17 protein-coding genes are annotated in these 16,866 nt (G+C 68.9%); 5 read left to right on the top strand and 12 right to left on the bottom strand.

The annotated features are described in order from the left end of the window. From A4R25_RS27280 to A4R25_RS27275, 3 genes are all read left to right on the top strand, one after another. On the top strand, window positions 1-747 hold a 747-nt coding region (locus tag A4R25_RS27280; protein ID WP_197494976.1), incomplete at its 5' end, for a transposase. Window positions 748-1,513: 766 nt separating this feature from the next. Then, window positions 1,514-1,681, top strand: coding sequence for a hypothetical protein (locus A4R25_RS31285; protein ID WP_157539167.1), 168 nt, complete (start codon window positions 1,514-1,516; stop codon window positions 1,679-1,681). A gap of 88 nt (window positions 1,682-1,769) precedes the next feature. Continuing rightward, window positions 1,770-2,951, top strand: coding sequence for a phage major capsid protein (locus A4R25_RS27275; RefSeq protein ID WP_197494975.1), 1,182 nt, complete (start codon window positions 1,770-1,772; stop codon window positions 2,949-2,951). Window positions 2,952-3,261: 310 nt separating this feature from the next. Here A4R25_RS27275 and A4R25_RS27270 read toward each other — a convergent pair whose 3' ends face one another. The 10 genes from A4R25_RS27270 to A4R25_RS27230 all read right to left on the bottom strand — a co-directional run bounded on the left by A4R25_RS27270 (window position 3,262) and on the right by A4R25_RS27230 (window position 11,147). Continuing rightward, window positions 3,262-4,185: a restriction endonuclease gene (locus tag A4R25_RS27270; protein ID WP_082931156.1), complete on the bottom strand. Its 924-nt coding sequence runs from the start codon at window positions 4,183-4,185 to the stop codon at window positions 3,262-3,264. A gap of 127 nt (window positions 4,186-4,312) precedes the next feature. After that, the gene (locus A4R25_RS31280) at window positions 4,313-4,669 is read right to left on the bottom strand and encodes a hypothetical protein (protein ID WP_157539166.1); all 357 of its coding nucleotides are present in this window, start codon (window positions 4,667-4,669) and stop codon (window positions 4,313-4,315) included. Then, window positions 4,662-5,159 carry a hypothetical protein gene (locus A4R25_RS27260; protein WP_157539165.1) on the bottom strand — a complete coding sequence of 166 codons (498 nt, stop codon included), beginning with the start codon at window positions 5,157-5,159 and terminating at the stop codon, window positions 4,662-4,664. Before A4R25_RS27260 ends, A4R25_RS31280 begins: the two co-directional genes overlap by 8 nt. A gap of 418 nt (window positions 5,160-5,577) precedes the next feature. Continuing rightward, a complete protein-coding gene (locus tag A4R25_RS27255; RefSeq protein WP_064448540.1) occupies window positions 5,578-6,213 on the bottom strand; it encodes a DUF2637 domain-containing protein in 636 nt (211 codons plus the stop codon). Next, window positions 6,210-6,770 carry a helix-turn-helix domain-containing protein gene (locus tag A4R25_RS32265; protein ID WP_082931155.1) on the bottom strand — a complete coding sequence of 187 codons (561 nt, stop codon included), beginning with the start codon at window positions 6,768-6,770 and terminating at the stop codon, window positions 6,210-6,212. The genes A4R25_RS27255 and A4R25_RS32265 overlap by 4 nt, the downstream gene beginning before the upstream one ends. Beyond that, window positions 6,767-6,910 carry a hypothetical protein gene (locus A4R25_RS31275; protein ID WP_157539164.1) on the bottom strand — a complete coding sequence of 48 codons (144 nt, stop codon included), beginning with the start codon at window positions 6,908-6,910 and terminating at the stop codon, window positions 6,767-6,769. Before A4R25_RS31275 ends, A4R25_RS32265 begins: the two co-directional genes overlap by 4 nt. 240 nt (window positions 6,911-7,150) lie before the next feature. After that, window positions 7,151-8,212, bottom strand: coding sequence for an ABC transporter permease (locus A4R25_RS27245; protein WP_064448538.1), 1,062 nt, complete (start codon window positions 8,210-8,212; stop codon window positions 7,151-7,153). Further along, on the bottom strand, window positions 8,209-9,102 hold the full coding sequence (locus A4R25_RS27240) for an ABC transporter ATP-binding protein (protein WP_043324996.1): 894 nt from the start codon (window positions 9,100-9,102) through the stop codon (window positions 8,209-8,211). Before A4R25_RS27240 ends, A4R25_RS27245 begins: the two co-directional genes overlap by 4 nt. A gap of 81 nt (window positions 9,103-9,183) precedes the next feature. Beyond that, a complete protein-coding gene (locus tag A4R25_RS27235; protein WP_043324995.1) occupies window positions 9,184-9,861 on the bottom strand; it encodes a response regulator transcription factor in 678 nt (225 codons plus the stop codon). After that, a complete protein-coding gene (locus A4R25_RS27230; protein WP_043324994.1) occupies window positions 9,858-11,147 on the bottom strand; it encodes a sensor histidine kinase in 1,290 nt (429 codons plus the stop codon). The genes A4R25_RS27235 and A4R25_RS27230 overlap by 4 nt, the downstream gene beginning before the upstream one ends. Window positions 11,148-11,234: 87 nt before the next feature. Between A4R25_RS27230 and A4R25_RS27225 the strand changes: the two genes are divergently transcribed. Continuing rightward, on the top strand, window positions 11,235-11,795 hold the full coding sequence (locus A4R25_RS27225) for a GNAT family N-acetyltransferase (RefSeq protein ID WP_064448537.1): 561 nt from the start codon (window positions 11,235-11,237) through the stop codon (window positions 11,793-11,795). A 62-nt stretch (window positions 11,796-11,857) separates the two neighbouring features. Here A4R25_RS27225 and A4R25_RS27220 read toward each other — a convergent pair whose 3' ends face one another. Together A4R25_RS27220 and A4R25_RS27215 are read right to left on the bottom strand one after the other, a co-directional pair. Continuing rightward, window positions 11,858-12,799, bottom strand: a complete 942-nt coding sequence (locus tag A4R25_RS27220) for a permease prefix domain 1-containing protein (RefSeq protein ID WP_064448536.1) — start codon at window positions 12,797-12,799, stop codon at window positions 11,858-11,860. After that, window positions 12,796-13,137, bottom strand: a complete 342-nt coding sequence (locus tag A4R25_RS27215) for a PadR family transcriptional regulator (RefSeq protein ID WP_043324991.1) — start codon at window positions 13,135-13,137, stop codon at window positions 12,796-12,798. Before A4R25_RS27215 ends, A4R25_RS27220 begins: the two co-directional genes overlap by 4 nt. Window positions 13,138-13,321: 184 nt before the next feature. Between A4R25_RS27215 and dnaE the strand changes: the two genes are divergently transcribed. Next, window positions 13,322-16,855 (top strand): DNA polymerase III subunit alpha, encoded by a 3,534-nt coding sequence (gene dnaE, locus A4R25_RS27210; protein ID WP_064448535.1) that lies wholly within the window; start codon window positions 13,322-13,324, stop codon window positions 16,853-16,855. Window positions 16,856-16,866 lie beyond the last annotated feature (11 nt).

The raw sequence follows: 16,866 nt of genomic DNA, 5'->3' as shown, positions 1-16,866 counted from the left end.
CACCGGCACGGCACCCCGATCCTGATCCGCACCGACTCGGCCGGCTGCACCCAAGGGCTCCTCGCGCACATCCGCGACCTGCGCAAGCAGGCAGTGGACACCACGTTCTCCGTCGGAGTCGCCATCACCGAACCGATCCGGCAGGCGATCCTGCACGCCAAACAGCACGGCACGTGGGTGCCCGCCCTCGACACCGACGGCGAACCCCGCGACGGCGCCCACGTGGCCGAACTGACCGGCCTGGTCCCCGCCGACGGCTTCCCGGCCGGAACCCGGTTCATCGTGCGCCGCGAACGGCCGCATCCCGGCGCGCAACTGAGCCTGTTCGACAGCATCGAAGGCATGCGACACCAGGTCCTGGCCACCGACACCCCACCCGGCCACGGCGCCATCCAGTACCTGGAGGCCCGCCACCGCGGTCACGCCCGCGTCGAGGACCGCATCCGCTGCGGCAAGGACACCGGCTTCGGCCGATTCCCCTCCCGCGTGTTCGCCATCAACGCCGCCTGGCTGGAAGTCGCCCTCACCGGCATCGACCTGCTCGCCTGGACCCAACTGCTACTTCTGGACGGCGAACTTGCCGCAGCCGAACCCAAGAAGCTGCGCTACCGGCTACTCCACGTCGCCGCCCGACTCACCCGCTCGGCCCGCCAGACCCGGCTACGCATCGCCCAGCACTGGCCCTGGGCCGACGACCTCGTCACAGCGTTCAACCGCCTCGCCGCGCTACCCCGACCGATCACCTGAACCCGACACCCCGACCCGCCGAGCACCCTCGGAGGAACCCGGCCACGCGCCGGGCCACCACCATGCCCACACCACCACGGGCCATCCCGAGAAGATCAACAGGACGCCGACAAGCCTTGATCAACAATTAGCGAAAGACCGAGGCTAGCCCGTTCCGGGCCCCGTGGGGCCGCGTCTATGAGGACTTCCTTGTTGCTTGGCTTGATGCGTGGGACTTCTGTGCCGACGGTCAGGCGGAGCGGGAGCAGTGGCGGCGGCTGCTGGACGAGGTGAGCCGATGAAGGCTTATCGCTGGTGTTCCGGGTGCCAGGAAGGGCACCCGCTAGACGGGGACATGTGCGTTGCCTGGCTGGACGCCTTGGCGGCCCGTGAGGCTCTGCACCGGCGGCGGCGGGCCGCGTGGCAGCGGGCCCGCAACCGGGCGGGCCGTTGGCGTAGGTGCCTGGTGTGCTCTCAGCGGTTCGATGGCGGGACGCCCCGACGTGGACGGCCGCAAGAGTTGTGTAGCGCCGCCTGCCAGGAACTCCGGGAGGCGGACAACCAGCGGGCTCGGCGTGCGGGAAGCCCTGTGCAGCGGCGGCACAACCGGACCGGCCTACGAACGCGGGGTGTTGTCCGTGCTTCCGAGGAGGTGTTGGCGTTCCTTGAAGCCTTCCCCGATGGCTGGTCGTACGTGACGGATTTAAAAGCATAGGTGTAATCCATGAATGAAGGGCTCGGCCGTTTCGACGGCCGGGCCCTTTCCTGTTGGGGAGGAGTTGCAACTATGGAGAAGCTTACCGAGGCCTTCCGGGAGCTGGACGCTAGCGACATTGAGGCGATTGTTTCCGAGTTCGCTTGGCGGGCCGAGGTGATGGCTGAGGCTAACGGTGACTGGTCGCGCGTGTACGCGCTGATTGCGTGCGCTGCTGTTGATGCCCTGCACGCCAAGTGAACCCGAGATACGCCGCATAACTGAATAACAAACCCTAGCCGTCCCGATCGGGACGGCTTTTTTCATGCCTAGAACGGGAGCTATCACATTGCTTAAGACTGACGATCCGAACCTTGCGGCTGCTAACGCTGCCCTTGAGAAGCGGGCTGCCCTGTTCGAGCAGCTTAAGGCCGTGCATGAGGATTCGGCGCTGACCGTTGAGGTTAAGGCGGAGCGTACCCAGCGGATTAACGCTGAGATTGCTTCGCTCGGCGCTGAGGCTGACCGCCACATCCGGGCGGCTGAAATTGAGGTCGAAAGCCGGGAGCTGATCGGCCGGGCCGCCGCCCTGGCGGCCAGTGGCGGCCAGGGCGGCAAGCGTACCGAGTGGCGTAACGGGCTGCTTCCGACTGCCGGTGAGTGGCGGGCCCTGCTCGACACCACCACCACGGGCGAGGCTGCCGTACCGACCAAGGTTGCCGCGCGGTACCGGGAGCTTCTGACTGCCCGTTCGGCGTTCCTCCGGGCCCCCGGGCTCTCTATCGAGCCGTTCACTGGTGGGGCTTTCATTGTGCCTCAGTCGAACGGTGGGGTTGGTTCCGCCGGCGTTGTTAAGGAAGGCGCGACCATCCCCGTCACGGAAATCACGCTTTCTCCGCTCGAATTTCGGCCGGTCAAGTACTCCGAGCGCGTCCGCGCTACTTTCGAGTTCATCCAGGACTCTTCGGTTAACGTTGAGAACCTGGTTGCGAGCACGCTGATTAAGCGGATCGCTGCGGCCGTCGATTCTGACGCTTTCCAGGGTGCGGGCGCTACGGCGGATCCGCGTGAAATGCTGGGTATCACAAACGCCGCTAACAGCACTGCCGTTAACCTTGCCGCTGGCAAGAAGCAGGTTACCCACGACCACCTGATTGCCGAGTACGCCGCGATTCTCGCGGCCGGTGGTGAGCCTACCGTGATTTGGGCGTCCATGGACCAGTGGCCCGGCCTGGTGGCTGAGCGTGCCGCTGCTGACGGGCATTACCTGAATGGTGCGGCCGGTACTGATCCGGCCCGTGCCGCTTGGGGTGTTCCGATTCTGCCCGCGCCGAACCTTGGCGCTCGCCAGGTCATTCTGGCAGATGCTCGGGAGATCATGGTTGGTCTGCGCCAGGACGTGCGCCTTTCGCGTTCCGATGATGTCGAGTTCAACGAGGACATCACCAACTGGAAGGTTGGATATCGGATCGCCGGTGTTAAGAGCAATGACCGTAGCGCCGTGCGGCTGATTGTCGCTGCGGCTAGCTGACCAAATGCCCCGGGCTCCGTTGTCAACGGAGCCCGGGGCTATTCGCGTATGAGGTGCCCTACGGGCAGTCATCCTTCTCGCCGGTCTGCTGCCCGCTGGTCGTGCGGGGGCGGAGCTGCCGGAGTAAGCGGGCAACCTCAGCGTCCCGCACGGGGTCCGGGTTGTTGCGGGCCCACTCCCGGCCCTGCTGGCGGATGTACTCCCTAGCTTCTTCCGACAGGCCGCTCATCAACACCTCACCCGGTCCATGAAACTGTTTATACTTGCAATTGCCCTGGTCCAGAGCTTTCAGGAGCATCCTAATCTGCCCTTATTCGGTCAGAATCTTGTACACGGGCAGATAGATCTCACCTGTCTGTGCGGCATGGCGGCGCTTTCTCAACAGCAGCTCGCCAAGATCGATCCTGCCATCAACGACCGCCATGAGGTCGCTCCCATCCATCAGAAACATGACCGGGCGGTTCGTCGAAAATTGGCTGATAGCCCGGGCGGTAAAGCCATTCATTGCAATGAAGAGGCCAAGGGTATTCTCGAGCCTCCGGCCGATCCTCTCCTTGAAGAAGGCAAGATCGGGCGTGTCGATCTGGCCCGCTTCCCATTTGGCCTCAAGCAAATAGTCCGTGTTATCGAAGGTGAACGCGCCGTCCACCTGTTCGCCGTTAGATCTGAAGGAAGCCTTAGGGTCCAGGTCGAAGAGGTCGAAGAGATCCCTCAGGATCTTCTCAAGCTTGTAGCCCCTCGCGTGCGGCTCGCTGGGCATTACCACCTCATAGAAGAGGGCCTTCAGCTCTTCTAGCTTCTCCCGAACGCCCTGGTTCCGCAGCGATGCTTCATACGTCTCGCGTCGGCGCTCCTCTGCCCTTCGCAGTTCTGCAAGCTGCTCTTCGTGCGGTGTGATCCACTTCCGCAATGCCTCTACCGCGTCGCGGGCTTTCGCTGCCTTCTGTGCGCCATCGTCCAGCCTGTCCAGGTGGCTGAAGTCTGACACTTCGGCGACTCGGCTCATGAGACTAAGGAGTTGCCCTTGGTACTGATCCTCGCGCCTCGCCATTACGTCAACGATGTGACTGACAATGTTTCTTTTGTAGTCACGCCAGTTGATCGTCGCCAACACCTCAGGGCTGGCTGACAGGGCACTTTGGAGGAAACTCATTAAATCGGCCTTGTACCAATACACACAGGTAAGGGCTTCCTTGAGTGCCGGAAAAGCTCCAGGGCTAATCCTCTTCACCATGTCACCCCAAGGGTCGCGTCAGCCACCGAGCCGACTATCCTATCGGCAAACGGGACCAGGCGGCGTGTCGGATATCCGTCATACTTGGAGTTGGCTCCCTCCAGATCGAGGGAGCGAGCGGCCCGGCTTATCGGCCTTCCAAGTCGTGGATGATCTCATCAAGCGCGCCGTCCACATCAATGGCGGACTCAAACACCGCCTTGTACAGCCGCTCGATGTCCCGGTCGAGTCCAGGGATTGTGGGACCGGCAAGGCTCCCAGCTTCATATTCGAGGATCATGTCGCCCCTGCCGTCACGGACGTTAATCGAATAAGTCATCCCTCCGCTTTTCAGGGTGACGGTGTACGTCGGCGTGGAAGACCGGAAGATCCGCCTACCCCAGATGTTCCGGGTGACCTTCCATTCAATTTCTCCGCTCGTGGTCCGGTCGTATAGGAGCTTGACGAGCCGAGTAAGACGCTTGGCCCTTCCTTCGTCAATCACTCAAGACACCTCCCGTCTCAGTGCTTCGCGCAGCCGAGAGCGCGCCCAGCTCATTCGTAACACCTGCAATTGCTCCCCGAACGTCAAGCGTTGCGGCGGGCCAGTCTACGGCAGTCACGCCCACCAACTCAGTTTGAAGTTGAGCGGCAGCGGCGATGGAATCCTGGAGCGCAGTTAGCAATGTCGGCGCAGCGCCGCCGGCCTTCTCAAGGAGCCCCTTGACCTGGCCCGCTTGCCACCGCCAAGCCCGCAAGTTTGACGTGATGACTTCCTCCATGCCGTCCTTCGCTGCCCGTTCTAGCTTCGCCTCGATCTCAAGCAGTTGGGGGATGAGGACCAGCAAGTTGCTCCGCTGAATTGCCGATTGAGCGGCAACGGCGGAGTCGCGTGCGGCCTCCGCGACCTTGCGTGTCCGCTTGATTTGCCAGAACGTTATCCCGAATCCGGCCACCGCGATGGGGAGCGCAGATACGTCGGCTACGTGGCCCATGAGGTCAAGGAACCGCAATCTGCCTCCCATCACGGCCGATGGAAAGAGGTTAGTCGACGAGTCCAGCTTGGGCCAGGGGACGCCCCGGCGTGGCAGGGGGCTCCTGGCCCAAGCGGACCCGGGGCGTCTGGCCTGGTCAGTAAGCCTGGGCCATCGGGCTTAGCTCAAAGGTGGCGAAGAGGTCCGGGTCAGGGTGTAGCAAACCTCGGTGAGCACAGACTCCGGCGGTACCTGGGCGACCAGCTCTGCCAGGGCGGCAGCCGTAACGGGCGGCTCAATGGTGCTGACCCAAACCCTGGGGGAATCCCGAACAACCCTCAACGATGATCCTCCCTGAGCGGCGTTCAATCTTGGCGCAGCCTATCGGGCCATTGCCGGTAGTTGCATAGGGTTAGTGCTGGCCCGTGCGCAGAGTGAGCTACGCGGCAGCGTTCAACACCTGGCGCAACCTCCGGGGAGTGATCCCGAGAGCTTCCGCCGCACGTTCCCGGGTTGCCCCGTCCGCCAGCATGGCGGTTGCAAGCTTCCGGGTTTCCGCTACCGGACGGCGGACCCTCCGGGGCCGCTCCACCGGGCCGCTAGGGGCTTCCGTGGGCCCCTCCGGGGCGTCAGCAGGGGTGGCGGTAGGGGCGGGTTCCTCCGGGCCGTCAGGGGCCGGTACGGCTTGCTGCGCAACAGGTTCCGGCGGAACAACGGGGGAAGCCTTCCCGGACCGGGCCAGCACCTCGACAGTCAGGAGCAGGGCCACGGCGGGCCACGCGGAAACGACACGGGAAACCGGGTCAGGGTCGGCAACGATCACGTTGGCGGCCAGGGAAGCGGCTACGCCGACCAGGAAGGCCAGCCACGCCGACCAGCGGGACCGCCTACCGTCCCCTAGCGCCAGGGTGCCGACCAGGATTAGGCCATCTACCGACAGCGGCAGAATCGTTGCCAGCAAAGGGGTTTGGCCCGCCTCAAGGGCCAGGGTCCGCATGTGGTCATAGCTGCCGACAGCGGCAACCACGGTGACGGCAATGGTTCCGGCGAGGGAGGCCAGACGGCGGGCGTTCATCGGCCACCAGCCAGAGCCTCAGAGCGGCAGCAACGGCAGTTGTGGGCTAGCTCCCCGGCGTGCCGGGAGCAACGTTCCGCGTTCCGCTCAGGCGGCAGTGCGGCCCCTCGACGCTCCGGGTACCCGTAGGGCCGCTGCTGCTGAGGGGTTTTGTTTTTCGGAAGGAAGCGACGCCAGTCACGCGCGCCAGCGCGGTTGTTCTTCTCATTGGGCTTCCCAACTTCGGGCGACACCATAGGGCTGTCACCCCCGGGGCTGCCGTTCGTCACCCCCTGGCGCTGGTTGTCACCCCCGGACGGCTGAGCCGTCACCAGGCGGTAAACCCGGGTAGCCACGTTCGCCACCTGGCGGACGGCCAGGCGGCCGAGCTGAACCAACTTCGCTAGGGCCCGCTGCACGGTTCGGGTAGAGACACCCGCGTACTCAGCGATCGTCGCCACGGACGGCCAGGCGTCGCCGTCACGGTTGGTGTGCGCCGCCAGCGCGACCAACACAAGCCGTTCGTTGGGGCGGAGGTCTTTAGACGCCTTGAGAGCTTCCTTCACAGCGGCGCTCATCGGGCACCGCCCCGGGTGCGGTAGGTGGCGAGCACGGCCCGCACGTCGGCGGGGGTGAGGGTGTCCCGGCGGGCCCACCCGGAGAGCAGGGCGGCAGCCTCAGCGCGGTTGCGGGGGCGGAACGGTTCAAGGGCTCGCACCGCCAGAGCGGCGGCGGGCGTAAGGTTGTGCATGTTCGGGGGGACCTCCCGGACCAGGGCCCGGCGGTGTTCCAGCACCGGCCGGGCCGTTTGTGTGGGTGGCACCCCGGAAGGGCGGTTGTGAAACCGTGTCTTCCGACGTGTCCGACGAGGTGATGGCCGCGGTCGGCTGACCCCGGTCCGACGTGCCGAGCGCCGGCTCCCCGCTGCGGGGTGGCCGGCGCTCGGCGTATGCCGTCGTCAGCCGATCGGCTCGCGCTGCCGCCACGCCGCCCGCACCGAGGTCCGCCCGTTGGTGCGCAGCAGCGAGCCCTCGTAGACCCGGGCCCCGGCGAGCAGGAACCCGGCCGCCGCGAGCAGCAGCAGCGCCAGCGACACGAACGGCTCCCACGTCGCCGCGTCACCGGTGAACAGCCGTACCGGCATCGCTGTGGGCGCGGAGATCGGCAGGTACGACAGGACCCGCATCGCGGTGGCGTTGTCGTTGAGGAACACCACCGCGAAGAACGGCGCCATCACGGCGAGCTGCACCGGGGTGGACGCCCCGGCGATGTCCTCCTGCCGGTTCACCAGCGCGCCGGCCGCCGCCCACATCGCAGCCAGCAGCAGGAAGCCGCACAGGAAGAACGGCACGAACCAGCCGATCGCGGGCGCGATCAGGCCCAGCAGGTCACCGCCGTCGGTCAGGCGCATCCCGATCAGCGCGACCGCCGCGATCAGCGTGATCTGCCCCAGCGCCAGCGCGCCCGCGGCGAGGATCTTGCCGGCCAGCAGCGCCCGGGCCGGCACGGCGGCCACCAGGATCTCCACGATCCGGGTCTGCTTCTCCTCGGTGACGCTCTGCGCGATCTGCAACCCGAACGTCTGGGACATGAAGAAGAAGACGAACGCGAAGGCGAACGGCACCAGGTACGCGACGAGCGGATCCACCGCGTCCGGGTCCAGCAGCTTCACCTCCGGGGCCGCGCTGAGCGCGGCGACCACGTCGTCCGGGGCCCGCTCGTCGGCGACCACCACCGGACCGGCCACCACCGCGGCGTCCGCGTCGCCGTCGCGTACCGCCTGCTCGGCGGCGCCGTCGTCGGCGACCAGCAGGACGTCCAGCCCGGCCGCGCGCAGCGGTTCGGCGCCGGCCGCGGTCGCCGCCACCGTGGACGGGCCGCTGCTCAGCATCGCCGGCACCACGGTGGCCACGACGGCGAGCAGCAGGAAGATCAGCGTGCTGTAGAGGAACGTCTTGTCGCGGACCTTGACCTTGATCTCGCGGGCCGCGACCAGCCGGGTGGCCTGGAACGTGTTCACTGGTTGACCTCTCGGAAGATCTCGGCGAGGGACGGGGTGACCGGGCCGAACGCGCGTACCGGGCCGCGTTCCAGCGCCGCGCGCAGCACCGCCTGGTCGTCGGCGGGCGGGTCCACCTCGAACACGGCGCGCGCGCCGTCGAGGTCGACCAGCCGCACGCCGGGCTGGTCCCGCAGCCAGCCGGCGTCGCCGTCCACCACGAGCGAGAACCGGGGCAACGTGTACGCGGCGCGCAGCTCCTCGCGGGCGCCGGCGGCCCGGATCGTCCCGCCGGCGATGAGCACCAGGTCGTCGCAGAGCCGCTCCACCACGTCGAGCTGGTGGCTGGAGAACAGCACCGGCGCTCCGGCGGCGGCACGTTCCCGCAGCACCGCGACCACCATGTCGACGGCGAGCGGGTCGAGCCCGGAGAACGGCTCGTCCAGGATCAGCACCTCCGGGTCGTGCACCAGCGCGGCGGCGATCTGCGCGCGCTGCTGGTTGCCCAGCGACAGCGTCTCCAGCAGGTCGTCGGCCCGCTCGCCGAGACCGACCCGCTCCAGCAGCGCGTCGGTGCGGCGGCGCGCCCCGGCGGCGTCCAGCCCGTACAGGCGGCCGAGGTGGACCACCTGCTCGCGGGGCGTCATCTTCGGGTAGAGGCCGCGTTCCTCGGGCATGTAGCCGAACCGGGCCCGGTCCTCCCGGGTGAGCCGGTGTCCCCGCCAGGTGACCTGCCCGGCGTCCGGGGCGAGCACGCCGAGGATGATGCGCATGGTGGTGGTCTTGCCGGCGCCGTTGCCGCCGACGAACCCGGTCATGCGCCCGGCGGTCACGTCGAAGGAGACGTCTTTGAGCACCTGACGGCCGCCGAAGCTGCGGTCGACGCCGTCGAGGCGGAGCACGCTGGTCATGATCCCGACGCTACGGCCGGCGCCCGCACCCGTCGTCCCACCGCGGAACGATCACGTGGTCCGCCCTGCGACGGACCGGCGTCATCCGCCGGGCCGGACCACCCCGTGCTCGTACGCGAACACCACCGCCTGCACCCGGTCGCGCAGCCCCAGCTTGGCCAGGACGCGGCTGACGTGGGTCTTCACCGTCGCCTCGCCGACGCGCAGCACGTCCGCGATCTCGGCGTTGCTGGCGCCGCTCGCGATCAGCTCCAGCACCTCCCGCTCGCGCGGGGTCAGGTCCGCCGTCGCCGCGTCGTGCCGGGGGTCCGGCGGCGCCCCGCCGGGCCGGGCGAACGTGGAGATCACCCGCCGGGTCAGCGCCGGCGCGATCAGCCCTTCGCCGCGCGCCACCACCCGCACCGCCTCGACCAGGTCCTCCGGGGTGCCGTTCTTCAGCAGGAAGCCGCTCGCCCCGGCGCGCAGCGCCGCGAACAGGTAGTCGTCCCGGTCGAACGTGGTGAGGATCAGCACCGCCGGGCCGCCCGGCGTCGAGTCGGCGGTGATCCGGCGCGTGGCCTCCAGCCCGTCGAGCACCGGCATCTCCACGTCCATCAGCACCACGTCCGGCCGCAGCGCGGACGCCATCGACACGGCGCGCTGCCCGTCGGCGGCCTCGCCGACCACCTCGATGTCGTCCTCGACCTCCAGGATGACCCGGAAACCGGTCCGGACCAGGTGCTGGTCGTCGACGAGCAGCACCCGTACCGGCGCGTTCACGCCGCCCGCCCGGCGGCCTCGACCGGCAGCGGCATGCGGGCCCGGACCCGGAACCCGCCGCCGGGGCGCGGCCCGGCCTCCACCTCACCGCCGTGGGCGGCGACCCGCTCCCGCATGCCGATCAGGCCGAGCCCGGTCCCGGCCGCCGGCGCGCCGCCCTGCCCGTCGTCGCTCACGTCGATCTCCAACTCCCTCGCCAGATAGCGGATGCGCACGTCCAGCGTGGTGGCGTGGGCGTGCTTGACCACGTTCGTCACCGCCTCCTGGACGATCCGGTACGCCGCCTGCGACACCGAGCGCGGCAGCGGCACCGGCTCCCCGTACACCCCGAGGTCGGCCCGTAGCCCGGTCTCCCGGGCCCGGTCGACGAGCGCGCGGACCTGGTCGATGCCGGCGGTGTCCTCCGGCGCGGTGACCGCGCCGGCCGCGGCGTCCGGGTCGCGCAGCACGCCGAGCATCCGGCGCAGCTCGTCGACGGAGGTGCGGGCCGTCTGCTCGATGGCGGCCAGCGCGGTACGCGCCTTGTCCCGGTCCCGGTCGAACACGCGCCGGCACGCGGCGGCCTGCACGCCCATCACCGACACGTGGTGGGCGACCACGTCGTGCAGTTCGCGGGCGATGCGGACCCGCTCGCCCATCACCGCGCGCTCGCGCGCCTCCGCCTGGGAGCGGCGCAGCTGCTCGGCCTGTTCGCGTAGCTCGTGCCGGCGGCGCGCGGCCACCCAGGCGGTCTGCCCGGAGTAGTAGGCGAAGCCGAAGAACAGCACGTTGTAGAGCACACCGTTCACCACTGCGGCGAGCACCGGCGGCACCGGGCCGGCGGCGTCGGCGAAGGAGGCAGCGGAGATCTGGTCGGCCCGCAACGCGAGGGACAGCCAGAGCCAGGCGAACATCGCGACGATGATGCCGGCCCGCAGCCGCCCGGCCAGCCGCCGGTCGGTGCCCCACGCGCCGAGCGTGAACAGGGCGGCGAACAGCGCGCCCGACGGGATCTGGGCCAGCGGGACCGCCCGCGCCTGCCCGGCGACGAAGGCGACGGCCACGATCACCGCGACGGTGGCGGGCCAGCGCCGCCGTACGGCCAGCGGGGCGGTCACCGCGACGGTCCACCAGACCTGCTCGGCGACGCTCGGCGGCGGCCCGAGCAGGAACGCCCCGGTGCTGTACGCCAGGGTCAGCTCGAACAGGGCCAGCACGGTGACCGCGAGCCCGACCCAGAGGTCGGCGCGGAACTGCGCCGCCGTGGGAGCCGGCCGGCGCCAGGCGGTGGTGGGTGCGGTGCTCACCGTACGACCATGCCACCGACCGGGCCGTCGCGGTGGCCGGGGCGTAATCGGGTGGGCCGGACGACAGTGCCGACGTAGCCTGCCGGGGTGTTCGTGCCTGATCTGCCGTTGCGTACCGAGCGTCTGCTGCTGCGCGCCTTCACCGCCGCGGACGTGGCCGTGCTCCGGGGCTACCGGGGCCGCCCGGAGGTCACCCGCTACCTCTACCACGAGCCGTACGACGACGGCGCCGCCCGGGCCGCGATCGAGCGGCTGGTCCGGCGGACCGCGCTGCGCGCCCCCGGCGACGTGCTCAACCTCGCCGTGACGGTCGCGGACACCGGCGAGTTCGTCGGCGACGTGCTGCTGAGCTGGACCAGCGGGGAGCACCGGCAGGGCGAGATCGGGTACGTGGCGCATCCCGCGCACACCGGCCGCGGGTACGTCACCGAGGCGGCCCGGGAACTGCTGCGGATCGGCTTCGACGGGCTGGGCCTGCACCGGATCGTCGGCCGGCTGGACGCCCGCAACACCGCCTCGGCCCGGTTGCTGGAGCGGCTCGGCATGCGCCGGGAGGCGCACCTGCGGGAGAACGAGTTCGTCAAGGGGGAGTGGACCGACGAGGTGGTCTACGCGCTGCTGGCCCGGGAGTGGCGGGCGGCGGCCTGACTGCCTGCGTACCCGGAAGGGCCCGGCACGCCCTCGACGGGGCGTGCCGGGCCGGGCGTGGCTCAGGCGGCGCGGCCGGCCTTGACCGCGCTGTCGATCACGTCCCAGATCGCGACCAGCACGACCACCGCGCCCGCCACCCGGGCGAACTCGACGGTGCCGCCGTCGCGCAGCCAGGCGAACCGCTCGACCAGCTCCGGGTTGAGCAGCCGGTCGGTGGCGAGCAGCCAGAGCACCGGGGCGGCGAAGGCGACGTTGAGCACCGCGTTGACCGCCACCAGGGGCCAGGTCCACCGGCCGGACCGGTACTTGGCGATCTCCAGGCCGACGGTGGCCAGCAGCACCACGATCAGGGCCGGCAGCCAGAAGCTCCAGAGCGCCGGGTCGAGCGCCGGCAGCCGGGTGCCGTCGTCGGTGGTCCAGCGCTGGAAGTGCTGGCCGATCAGGAGGCCGATGGTGGCGAGCAGGAACACCACCGAGGCGATGCTGTCGGAGTGGTTGATCTGCCGTTCCCGGGTCTCCTCGGGGAGCTGGTCGACGGTCCACTCGGGCAGGCCGAGCGGGGTGCGGGTGCGTTCCAGCACGGCGAACACGAGCGTGACCCAGAACGCGATCTGCACCGCGGTCTGCATGGTGGCCACGATCGCCGCGCCGATCGCCGCGCCCGGCTCGCCGTCGACGAGCGCCTTCGTGACGCCGGAGAGCACGCCGACGATCGCCGGGATCCAGGTGAGCAGCAGTCGCAGCAGCCGCCACCAGGTCAGGTAGTAGCGCGGGCCGATGAGTTGCAGCGTGCGGTCGCTGTAGCGGGCCGCGAGCTTCTCCGGGTGGCCCAGCTCGGTGAGCACCTCGCGTTCGGCGGAGGCGTGGTCCTGCCCGCCCGCGGTCCGGTCGTCGATCATGTCGGCGATGGAGCCGCGCAGTTCCTCGGCGAGTTCCAGGCGGCGCTGCGCGGGCACGGCCCGCATGGTGGCGGCGACGTAACGGTCGGTCAGGGAACTCATCGTTCCGCTCCTTCGATCAGGTCGGTGACGGACGTCCGCACCGCGGTCATGTCGTCGAGCAGGCGGTTCAGGACGGACTCGCCGTCGTCGCTGGTCCGGTAGAACTTGCGCGGCCGGCTCTCCTCGGTGTTCCACTCGCTGGTCAGCAGGCCCTGGTCCTCCAGCCGGCGCAGCAGCGGGTAGAGCGTGTTGGCGTCGACCGCGAAGCCGTGCGCGGCCAGCCGTTGCAGCAGGGCGTATCCGTAGTCGGGGCGGCGCAGGGCGACCAGGCTGGCCACCACGACAGTGCCGCGCCGTAGCTCCTGGAGGTGGGTCCGGAGGACCTCTTCGCTGACCATGCTCAACACGATAGTGTGTGCCACACACCATTGCAATAGAGAAGAACATCGCGTGCCGCACACCGGCCGGCCGGAGAGACCCGGGCCACGCCCGGCGCGGACGGTGGAGCCCGCGAGATCACCTCGGTAGGGTGGGTCGGTCGACTCCGACGCAGCTTGATCCACAACCCGGGGGGCGCCACGCATGGGCGATTCGTTCGCGCATCTGCACGTACACACCGAGTACTCGATGCTCGACGGGGCGGCCCGGCTCAAGGACCTCTTCGCCGAGGCGGCGCGGCTCGGCATGCCGGCGGTGGCGATCACCGACCACGGCAACATGCACGGCGCGAACGACTTCTACAAGCAGGCCATGGACGCCGGGGTCAAGCCCATCCTCGGCGTCGAGGCGTACGTCGCGCCGGAGTCGCGCTTCCACAAGGCGCGGGTCAAGTGGGGGCGCCCCGAGCAGAAGAGCGACGACGTCTCCGGCAACGGCGCGATCACCCACATGACCATGTGGGCGGCCAACCGCGACGGCCTGCACAACCTGTTCAAGCTCAACTCCCGCGCCTCCATGGAGGGCCACTACGTGAAGTGGCCCCGGATGGACATGGAACTGATCGCCGAGCACGCCCAGGGCATCATGGCCACCACCGGCTGCCCGTCCGGCGCGGTGCAGACCCGGCTGCGGCTGGGCCAGTTCGACGAGGCGCTCAAGGTCGCCGCCGCCTATCAGGACATCTTCGGCAAGGACAACTACTTCCTGGAGATCATGGACCACGGCCTCGACATCGAGCGCCGCGTCCGCGACGGGCTCACCGAGATCGCCCGCAAGCTCGACATCCCGCCGGTGGTCACGAACGACTCGCACTACACCCACGAGGCGCAGGCCGAGGCGCACGACGTGCTGCTCTGCGTACAGACCGGCAGCAACGTGGCCGACCCCAACCGGTTCCGGTTCGAGGGCGGCGGCTACTTCGTCAAGTCCGCCGACCAGATGCGCGCCGTCGACTCCTCCGAGCTGTGGCAGCAGGGCTGCCGCAACACGCTGCTCGTGGCCGAGAAGGTCGACCCGGCCGGCATGTTCACGTTCCACAACCTGATGCCGCGCTTCCCGATCCCCGAGGGCGAGACCGAGGAGTCCTGGTTCCGCAAGGAGACCTTCGCCGGGCTGAAGCGCCGCTTCCCCAACGGCATCCCCGAGGGCCACGTCGTCCAGGCCGAGTACGAGCTGGGCGTCATCATCCAGATGGGCTTCCCGTCGTACTTCCTCGTGGTCGCCGACTTCATCCAGTGGGCCAAGAGCCAGGGCATCGCGGTCGGCCCCGGGCGTGGCTCGGCGGCCGGCTCGCTCGTGGCGTACGCGCTCGGCATCACCGACCTCGACCCGATCCCGCACGGCCTGATCTTCGAGCGGTTCCTCAACCCCGAGCGCGTCTCCATGCCCGATGTCGACATCGACTTCGACGAGCGCCGGCGCGGTGAGGTCATCAAGTACGTGACCGACAAGTGGGGCGAGGACAAGGTCGCGCAGATCGCCACGTTCGGCACGATCAAGGCGAAGGCCGCGATCAAGGACTCGGCCCGGGTGCTCGGCTACCCGTACGCGGTCGGCGACCGGATCACCAAGGCCATGCCCCCGGCGGTGATGGGCAAGGACATCCCGCTGTCCGGCATCTTCGACCCGAAGCACCCCCGCTACGCCGAGGCGGGCGAGATCCGTGGCCTCTACGAGTCCGACCCGGACGTCAAGAAGGTCATCGAGACCGCCAAGGGCATCGAGGGCCTGATCCGGCAGACAGGTGTGCACGCCGCCGGCGTCATCATGTCCGCCGAGCCGATCATCGAGCACATCCCGCTCATGCGGCGTGACTCCGACGGTGTCATCATCACGCAGTTCGACTACCCGACCTGCGAGTCGCTCGGGCTGCTGAAGATGGACTTCCTCGGCCTGCGCAACCTGACGATCATCGACGACGCGGTGAAGAACATCCAGCTCAACCACGGCCGGGAGCTGGACCTGCTCGGCCTGCCGCTGGACGACAAGCCGGCGTACGAGCTGCTGGCCCGCGGCGACACGCTCGGCGTGTTCCAGCTCGACGGCGGGCCGATGCGCTCGCTGCTGCGGCTGATGAAGCCGGACAACTTCGAGGACATCTCCGCCGTCCTGGCGCTCTACCGGCCCGGCCCGATGGGCGTGGACTCGCACACCAACTACGCGCTGCGCAAGAACGGCCTCCAGGAGATCACCCCGATCCACCCGGAGCTGGAGGAGCCGCTGCGCGAGATCCTCGCGCCCACCTACGGCCTGATCGTCTACCAGGAGCAGGTGCAGCGCGCCGCGCAGATCCTCGCCGGCTACACGCTCGGCCAGGCCGACCTGCTGCGCCGGGCGATGGGCAAGAAGAAGAAGGAGATCCTGGACAAGGAGTTCATCCCGTTCCGGGACGGCTGCCGCGAGCGCGGCTACTCCGACGAGGCCATCCAGGCCGTGTGGGACGTGCTGGTGCCGTTCGCCGGCTACGCCTTCAACAAGGCCCACTCCGCCGCGTACGGCCTGGTCTCCTACTGGACCGCGTACCTCAAGGCGCACTACCCGGCCGAGTACATGGCCGCCCTGCTCACCTCCGTCGGTGACGACAAGGACAAGATGGCGATGTACCTGTCCGAGTGCCGCCGGATGCGCATCCAGGTGCTGCCGCCGGACGTCAACACCTCGGCCGGGCCGTTCACCCCGGTCGGCGAGGAGATCCGCTTCGGTCTCGGCGCGGTACGCAACGTCGGCGCGAACGTGGTCGCCTCGATCATGCGGTGCCGCGAGGAGAAGGGCGACTACGCCGACTTCTACGACTTCCTGTCCAAGGTCGACGCCGTGGTCTGCAACAAGAAGACAATCGAATCGCTGATCAAGGCCGGGGCGTTCGACGCGCTCGGCCACCCGCGCAAGGGCCTGCTCGCAGTGCACGCCGACGCCATCGACGCGTACGCCGACGTCAAGCGCAAGGAGGCGGTCGGCCAGTACGACCTGTTCGGCGCCGGCTTCGGCGAGTCCGAGACCGGCGGCACCACCACCGTCATGCCGGTCATCGGCGAGGGGGAGTGGGACAAGCGCGACAAGCTCGCGTTCGAGCGCGAGATGCTCGGCCTGTACGTCTCCGACCACCCGCTGTTCGGTCTGGAACACGTGCTCGGCGCGGCGGCGGACACCACCATCGCCGCGCTGTCGGAGGAGGGCACGGTGCCCGACGGCGCGGTGGTCACCCTGGCCGGCATCCTCTCCGGCGTGCAGCGCCGGGTCACCAAGCAGGGCCGGGCGTGGGCGTCGGCCACCCTGGAGGACCTGGCCGGCGGCGTGGAGACGCTGTTCTTCCCGAACACGTACGAGGTGATCGGCCAGTACATCGCCGAGGACGCGATCGTGGTGGTCAAGGGCCGGGTGGACCGGCGCGACGACACCCCGCGCATCATGGCGATGGACATGTCCATGCCGGACGTCACCAGCAACCCGGCGAACAAGCCGGTCACGCTCACCATCCCGGTGCACCGCTGCACGCCGCCGCTGGTGGAACGGCTCAAGGAGACGCTCGTGCTGCATCCCGGCGACACCGAGGTGCACGTCAAGCTGCTCAACGGCGGCAAGGTCACCACGCTGCGCCTCGGCCCGTTCCGGGTCGCGCCGACCACTGCGTTGATGGGTGACCTGAAGAGCGTGCTCGGCCCGGCCAACGTGAGCTGACCGGGCCGAGC

The sequence above is a fragment of the Micromonospora sp. NBRC 110037 genome (genome assembly GCF_001652995.1).
GTDB classification, from domain to species: domain Bacteria; phylum Actinomycetota; class Actinomycetes; order Mycobacteriales; family Micromonosporaceae; genus Micromonospora; species Micromonospora chalcea.
This window is presented reverse-complemented; position numbering and strand designations above follow the sequence as displayed.

Bases quoted from the DNA above. Each gene is read 5' to 3' on its own strand.
- A4R25_RS32265 (WP_082931155.1), bottom strand. From the start codon at position 6,770: ATGAGCGCCGCTGTGAAGGAAGCTCTCAAGGCGTCTAAAGACCTCCGC.
- A4R25_RS27240 (WP_043324996.1), bottom strand. From the start codon at position 9,102: ATGACCAGCGTGCTCCGCCTCGACGGCGTCGACCGCAGCTTCGGCGGC.
- A4R25_RS27270 (WP_082931156.1), bottom strand. From the start codon at position 4,185: ATGGTGAAGAGGATTAGCCCTGGAGCTTTTCCGGCACTCAAGGAAGCC.
- A4R25_RS27260 (WP_157539165.1), bottom strand. From the start codon at position 5,159: ATGGGCCACGTAGCCGACGTATCTGCGCTCCCCATCGCGGTGGCCGGA.
- A4R25_RS27220 (WP_064448536.1), bottom strand. From the start codon at position 12,799: ATGAGTTCCCTGACCGACCGTTACGTCGCCGCCACCATGCGGGCCGTG.
- A4R25_RS27215 (WP_043324991.1), bottom strand. From the start codon at position 13,137: ATGGTCAGCGAAGAGGTCCTCCGGACCCACCTCCAGGAGCTACGGCGC.
- dnaE (WP_064448535.1), top strand. From the start codon at position 13,322: ATGGGCGATTCGTTCGCGCATCTGCACGTACACACCGAGTACTCGATG.
- A4R25_RS27255 (WP_064448540.1), bottom strand. From the start codon at position 6,213: ATGAACGCCCGCCGTCTGGCCTCCCTCGCCGGAACCATTGCCGTCACC.
- A4R25_RS31285 (WP_157539167.1), top strand. From the start codon at position 1,514: ATGGAGAAGCTTACCGAGGCCTTCCGGGAGCTGGACGCTAGCGACATT.